This is a genomic window from Streptomyces sp. NRRL WC-3549, assembly GCF_000721935.1.
Taxonomy (GTDB): Bacteria; Actinomycetota; Actinomycetes; order Streptomycetales; family Streptomycetaceae; genus Streptomyces.
The window spans coordinates 250,088-252,784 of the sequence record NZ_KL585394.1; the positions used below are offsets into that span (position 1 = coordinate 250,088).

The window sequence follows — 2,697 nt, forward strand, 5'->3', positions numbered from 1 at the left end:
GCGCCACGCAGTGGATGGGCGAGCCGGCGGCGACCGACGGCCGGACGTCCACCCCTGCCTGGGAACCGGTCTCCGGTGACCCGGCAGCCGGCACCCCCGCTCCCGGACCGCAGCCGGAGGGCGGATGCGACACGGCGGTGGTGGAGCCGTCCCCCGCGTCGGGTACGGCGCCGGCGCCGGACGGGGGGAACAGTTCGCCGGACGTGCGAGCGGCGGGGCGCTTCTGCGCTGCCACCGTGTCCCACTGACCGGTGTCAGGGCGGGTCCGGGTCCGTACCGCCGGGACCCACCACCTCGGCCAGGCCCACCAGGCCGAGCAGGGAGCGGAGTTCACCGGGGGCGTGGCGCAGCCGCAAGCGGGCCCCGGCCCGGCGCGCGACCAGGGCGAGCCGGGCGACCGCCTCGACCAGGGTCAGATCCGCGCCCGGTACGCCGTGTACGTCGCAGTCCACCACGGCGGCCGGGGAGCGGGTCAGCAGCGCTTCGAGTTCCGCGCAGAGGGCGGGCACGTCGGCGCGGGTGACCCGGCCGGTGACGACGAACGTGATCGGGGTCTGGGCATCCACGGAGAGGGAGACCGGCGACGTCCCGCGAAGTCATCGCCACGCGCCCGCTTCCACCTCAGCCGGCCGGGAAGTCCTCCGTGTCCAGATCCAGCCCGAACGGCTTCGGCAGCGTCAGCGTCTCGCCGTACTCCACCGCCTCCAGCACCCGGTAGGTACCGTCGCTCGGCTCTCCGTACAAGGTGGCTGTCGGGCGCCCGGTGTGCCATGGGTCGAGGAGCAGGAAGAGCTCGATCCCCGCCTTCGCGTAGCCGTGAGCCTTGCCGATGCGGTCGTGGTTGGCGTTGGCCGGTGAGGTGATCTCGACGACCAGCCGGACCTCTTGGGCCGGTACGCGGTTCCCGGGTCCGGACGCCACCGCGCGCGGCAGGACGACGAGATCGGGAATGTAGAGCCCGGCCCGCCCCGGCACGGAGACACCGAGGGTCTGGTAGATCCCCCAGTCCTCCGGGATGACGGTGTACAGCCTGCGCTGGAGCAATTCCGCGGTGCTGTTGTGGTCCTTGGACGGCGGTGGCGACACGGTGACGATCCCCTCGATGATCTCCACCTTGCAGCCCTCGGGTGCGTCCGTCTCCTCCCAGATCCGGACGAGGTCGTCCCAGTCCTGGCCGTAGCCCGGCACGGGATCGACGGTGAGTGCGCTCATGGCGGTCTCCTCTTATCGGTGCGTCACCGAGTCCAGCATGCCGAACGGGACCGGTGCAGGTCCACCGGTCCCGTTCACCCGAAAGGAGAAACCGCAGGTCAGGCGATACGTTCCCGCACCACCGGCGTGGCGGTGAAGGGCGTGCCCGCCGGGGCGATGTCGTACGCGCCGGGCAGGGCCTTCAGGGCGTACTCGAACTTCTCGGGGGTGTCCGTGTGCAGGGTCAGCAGTGGCTGGCCCTCGGTCACGGTGTCGCCCGGCTTGGCGTGCAGTTCGACGCCCGCGCCCGCCTGCACCGGGTCCTCCTTGCGGGCGCGGCCCGCGCCCAGGCGCCAGGCGGCGACGCCGACGCCGTAGGCGTCCATGCGGGTCAGCACCCCGGAGGAGGGGGCGGTGACCACGTGCTGCTCGCGGGCCACGGGGAGCGGGGCGTCCGGGTCCCCGCCCTGGGCGGAGATCATGCGGCGCCACACGTCCATGGCGGAGCCGTCGGCGAGGGCCTTCTCCGGGTCGGCGTCCTTGAGTCCGGCGGCGTCCAGCATCTCGCGGGCGAGCGCCAGGGTCAGGTCGGTCACGTCCTTCGGGCCGCCACCGGCGAGCACCTCGACGGACTCGCGCACCTCGAGGGCGTTGCCGGCGGTCAGGCCGAGCGGGGTGGACATGTCGGTGAGCAGCGCGACGGTCCGGACGCCGCTGTCGGTACCGAGCGCGACCATGGTGGAGGCCAGTTCGCGGGCGTCCTCGATGGTCTTCATGAAGGCGCCGGAGCCGACCTTGACGTCCAGGACGAGCGCGCCGGTGCCCTCGGCGATCTTCTTGGACATGATCGAGCTGGCGATGAGCGGGATCGCCTCGACGGTCCCGGTGACGTCGCGGAGCGCGTAGAGCTTCTTGTCCGCCGGGGCGAGCCCGTCGCCCGCCGCGCAGATGACGGCGCCGGTGGTGTCCAGGACGTCCAGCATCTCGGCGTTGGACAGCAGGGCACGCCAGCCGGGGATGGACTCCAGCTTGTCGAGGGTGCCGCCGGTGTGGCCGAGGCCCCGGCCGCTGAGCTGCGGTACGGCGGCGCCGCAGGCGGCGACCAGCGGGGCGAGCGGCAGGGTGATCTTGTCGCCGACGCCACCGGTGGAGTGCTTGTCGGTGGTGGGGCGGGACAGCGCGCCGAAGCTCATCCGCTCGCCGGAGGCGATCATCGCGGCGGTCCAGCGGGCGATCTCGGTGCGGTTCATGCCGTTCAGCAGGATCGCCATGGCCAGCGCGGACATCTGCTCGTCGGCGACCTCGCCGCGGGTGTAGGCGTCGATCACCCAGTCGATCTGCTCGGGGCTGAGTTCGCCCCGGTCCCGCTTGGTGCGGATGACGGAGATGGCGTCCATGTCCTGGGAGTCCTTCCGGCCGGATGCGTACGCAAGAGTCCCGACAGACTCTACGCGCATAGAGAGAGGGGTCACCGGGTGGCTCCACGGGGAGCGCACCCGGCGGCCG

At 72.4% G+C, this 2,697-nt stretch carries 3 protein-coding genes; all 3 read right to left on the bottom strand.

What is annotated here, in order from left to right; genetic code table 11:
• Window positions 1-254: 254 nt before the first annotated feature.
• The 3 genes from IH13_RS0111895 to IH13_RS0111905 all read right to left on the bottom strand — a co-directional run bounded on the left by IH13_RS0111895 (window position 255) and on the right by IH13_RS0111905 (window position 2,588).
• Complete coding sequence (locus IH13_RS0111895; RefSeq protein ID WP_031083634.1) at window positions 255-566, bottom strand: STAS domain-containing protein; 312 nt, start codon at window positions 564-566, stop codon at window positions 255-257.
• A gap of 55 nt (window positions 567-621) precedes the next feature.
• Complete coding sequence (locus IH13_RS0111900) at window positions 622-1,212, bottom strand: Uma2 family endonuclease (protein ID WP_031083635.1); 591 nt, start codon at window positions 1,210-1,212, stop codon at window positions 622-624.
• Window positions 1,213-1,310: 98 nt separating this feature from the next.
• Window positions 1,311-2,588: a thymidine phosphorylase gene (locus IH13_RS0111905; RefSeq protein ID WP_031083636.1), complete on the bottom strand. Its 1,278-nt coding sequence runs from the start codon at window positions 2,586-2,588 to the stop codon at window positions 1,311-1,313.
• Window positions 2,589-2,697: the final 109 nt, after the last annotated feature.

Excerpts from the sequence above, each read along its gene's own strand:
- IH13_RS0111900 (WP_031083635.1), bottom strand. The coding sequence starts at position 1,212 with ATGAGCGCACTCACCGTCGATCCCGTGCCGGGCTACGGCCAGGACTGG.
- IH13_RS0111905 (WP_031083636.1), bottom strand. The coding sequence starts at position 2,588 with ATGGACGCCATCTCCGTCATCCGCACCAAGCGGGACCGGGGCGAACTC.